This window comes from Streptomyces sparsogenes (assembly GCF_001704635.1).
Lineage (GTDB): Bacteria > Actinomycetota > Actinomycetes > Streptomycetales > Streptomycetaceae > Streptomyces > Streptomyces sparsogenes.
Window position 1 is genome coordinate 1 of sequence record NZ_MAXF01000225.1, and the last position, 3,016, is coordinate 3,016.

The window sequence follows — 3,016 nt, forward strand, 5'->3', positions numbered from 1 at the left end:
TCGAGGCTGCGGTGGGCTCGTCCCCCGTTGTAGTGCTCCGCGTACGTGGTGAGGACCGTGCGCAGGTGTCGTTCGCCAGTGATGAGGAGGCGGTCGGTGCATTCTGCGCGGTCTGTGCGTATCCATCGTTCGGCGAACGCGTTTGACCGGGGGCTTTGTGGCGGTGTCGGGATGACGGCTGTGCCGTTGCCGACGAAGACGGCGTCGAAGGCGGCGGTGAACTTGCTGTCCCGGTCCCGGATGAGGAACCGGAAGCACTCAGCCCTCTCCTCGAGATCCATGAGCAGGTTGCGGGCGAGCTGGGTGACCCATGCGCCGGTCGGGTGGGCGGTGACACCCAGGACGTGAACGCGCCGGGTCTTGATCTCCATGACGAAGAAGACATAGAGACGTCTGAGGAAGACGGTCTCTACGTGCATGAAATCGCAAGCGAGCAGTGTGTGGGCTTGGGTTCGGAGGAAGGAGCGCCAGGTCTGCTGGGAGGCGCGCTGCGGTGCGGGGGGTGGACCGGAGCGGTGCAGAACGCGTCGGATAGTCGCAGCGGCGACCCGATGACCAAGCCGACGCAACTCCCCTTGGATCCTGACGTACCCCCAGGTCGGGTTCTCTCTCGCCAGGCGCTGGATGAGCGCGACCGTCTCTTCCGGCAATGGTGGACGACCGGGTCTGACCGGTGCTTGGCTCCATTTCCAGCGCACCAGACGGCGGTGCCAGGTCAGCAGTGTGCCCGGGGTGACCAGTCGATGGCGGCGTAAGGCGGGTGGCAGATGCCGTGCGGGAGCGGAGAGCACGGCACGATCAGCCCATGAGAGCCGCGGCCGCTGTACCTGCCGACGAAGCACAGCGACCTCATGACGAAGGGCAAGGATCTCGGCGTTGTTCGCGGCCGTCGAGCGGCCCAGCAACAGGAAGCAGCCCAGTAGTCGACAGAAAATCAGGTAAAACAGCCGCAGACCCACGATCACTGATCATGCCCACCCTTGGGCGATCGCAAAGCCCCAGGTCAACCACCATACGGCAATAAAGACACCCTTCACGTCCTCACCGCCTGGGCCGCCGCCGGAACATGACCACCCAGAACCGCGAAACACGAGGGGAACGAGAAGACCAGCCTGCCGCAACGATCAACACCCCGACCAGCCCAAACAGCAAATAGGCAACAGGGTCGGGCAGCGCCGAACTCGCTGTGGATGCGCCTGTCCCCCCAGATGGGGTTCTCCCATGCCGGTCTGGGCATGCGTCAGGCGGGCACGTCGCTCAAGTCCTGGATGCGGGCTTGTATCAGGGGCAGGATCTCGGTCGTGGCTCGTTCGACGGAGGCGACGAGTACCTCGGCATTGAGCTTACGGTGGGGTACGTGAGCGAGTTTGTCGCGTAGTGCGATGGGGCCGCCGTATGCCTGAACCACCGTTCCGGGGGATGCTTGCTTGAGCATCTCACCGAAGGTGAGCATGCAGTAGGCCAGAGCGAGGAGCCGCTCGTCGCCTGGTTTTGGTGTTCCCCCGTGGAGGATGGTGCGCGCTCGGTCGAGTGCTGCTGAGGCGTCGGTCAGGCCTAGCAGTTCGCGGTGTTCCCGGTCGGTGCGTGCGTTGGTCACGCTGCCCCGCGCAGGTCGCTCAGAGGTTCGGCCTCCTCGACCTCCACACCGGGGCCGCGCGGGACGACTTCCACGAGGGCGCCGAGCATGCTGGACAGGTCCGTCTCGAAACTGGTGACGTCGAAGTAGGAGCGGTCGGGGTCCAGGGTTGCCACGAGCTCTCCGGGCTCGGCGCTCAGGGCGAAGCAGTGCAGGCCGTGGCGACGCCCGAGCTGGTGGATCGTCGCGGCATTCGCGCGAAGCACTGCGGTGGTGGCTCGCCTCACAGCCCGTCCTCCTTCACTCCACATCGTCGAGCGCCAGGATCGACGTGCGACCAGAATATCGTGCGGTGTGGTGCCAGGATGGTACTTGGGGCCGAGGGAGCGGGGTACGTCGTGTTTCTGGGGCGTACGGGAGCGCATGACCCTGAACAGATCGCTACCGTACGCTACGGCTGGTTGCGGAAAGTGGTCGCTGCTGGGGGTCAAGGGGTCGCAGGTTCAAATCCTGTCGTCCCGACCAGCGTTTTCGCAGGTCGGAGGCCGTTTCCGCGGACAGCGGAGGCGGCCTTAGCCGTTTCCGGGCTGGGAGCAAGTGGGAGCCCTCTGGGAGCCCTCGTGCTCCCAACTCGCAGACGTGTCAACGGTGCCCGATTCGTCCGTCACCCGATCCGGTAGACCTACAGCGCCGTACCGCGCCCCCACGCGCCGTCGTCAACAAGGGTCCCGCGGGGCCACCCGATCGATCTGGATGTCTCGTGCATCGAGAGGCATAAGGACCCCTTGTCGGCTCTCGAGCACCTTTCGCGGTGGGAGCACGATGCCGTGCTCCCCATGCGACGGGGGAGGGCGAACCACTCCTGCTCTCTTGAGGCCGGTTTTCGCAGGCAGCTCGCACGTCGGGTTCCTGGCTGCCGGGGGCGCCCCGCGTCAAGGCAGGGCAAAGCCCCTTGTCGTCCGCCGGCAGATGGGGCACTCCCAGGGCGTGGGCGCCGTACCCGGTTCTGTGGCGCTGTAGCGAGATGGCTCCCGGAGAGTTCGTCGAAATAAATAGTGTGTCAAGTGATCGTGTGGTCACCGGCCGCTTCACTCCACGAGCGGTTCCTCTTCCGCCTCGCTCCGTGGCCGACTGGCCGACTGCGACAGGGTGGTGCAGTGGATGCAGCGAGTGCCTGCTGAACTCCGTTCACCGAAGTGGGTCGCTTTGCGATGCCGGGCCTGCCTTGTTCAGAGTCAGTCCGGACCGGAACCGTACCCGCTGCCCGCCCCGGGGCGGCGCAGTGGCCGCGGATGACCTCGCGGCCTGCGCCGCTCGAAAAGTCATCGCCGCACAGGGGGCCGTCAGCTCGCTGGGATGATGCCTTGCGTGATCGTGTCCTTGCTGTGCAAGGTGACCCGGAAGCTGTTCACTGTTCCGTCGGTGTTCCTTCGTCGCGGG

3 protein-coding genes are annotated in these 3,016 nt (G+C 65.6%); all 3 read right to left on the reverse strand.

The window, feature by feature from the left end; genetic code table 11:
- Window positions 1–371, reverse strand: a 371-nt coding sequence (locus BBH68_RS43750) for an integrase core domain-containing protein (protein WP_245738499.1), incomplete at its 3' end; no start/stop codon positions are given.
- A gap of 869 nt (window positions 372–1,240) precedes the next feature.
- Window positions 1,241–1,597, reverse strand: coding sequence for a hypothetical protein (locus BBH68_RS37310; protein ID WP_065968350.1), 357 nt, complete (start codon window positions 1,595–1,597; stop codon window positions 1,241–1,243).
- Entirely contained in the window at window positions 1,594–1,863 is a 270-nt protein-coding gene (locus BBH68_RS37315; RefSeq protein WP_141713157.1) for a hypothetical protein, read from the reverse strand. The genes BBH68_RS37310 and BBH68_RS37315 overlap by 4 nt, the downstream gene beginning before the upstream one ends.
- Window positions 1,864–3,016: the final 1,153 nt, after the last annotated feature.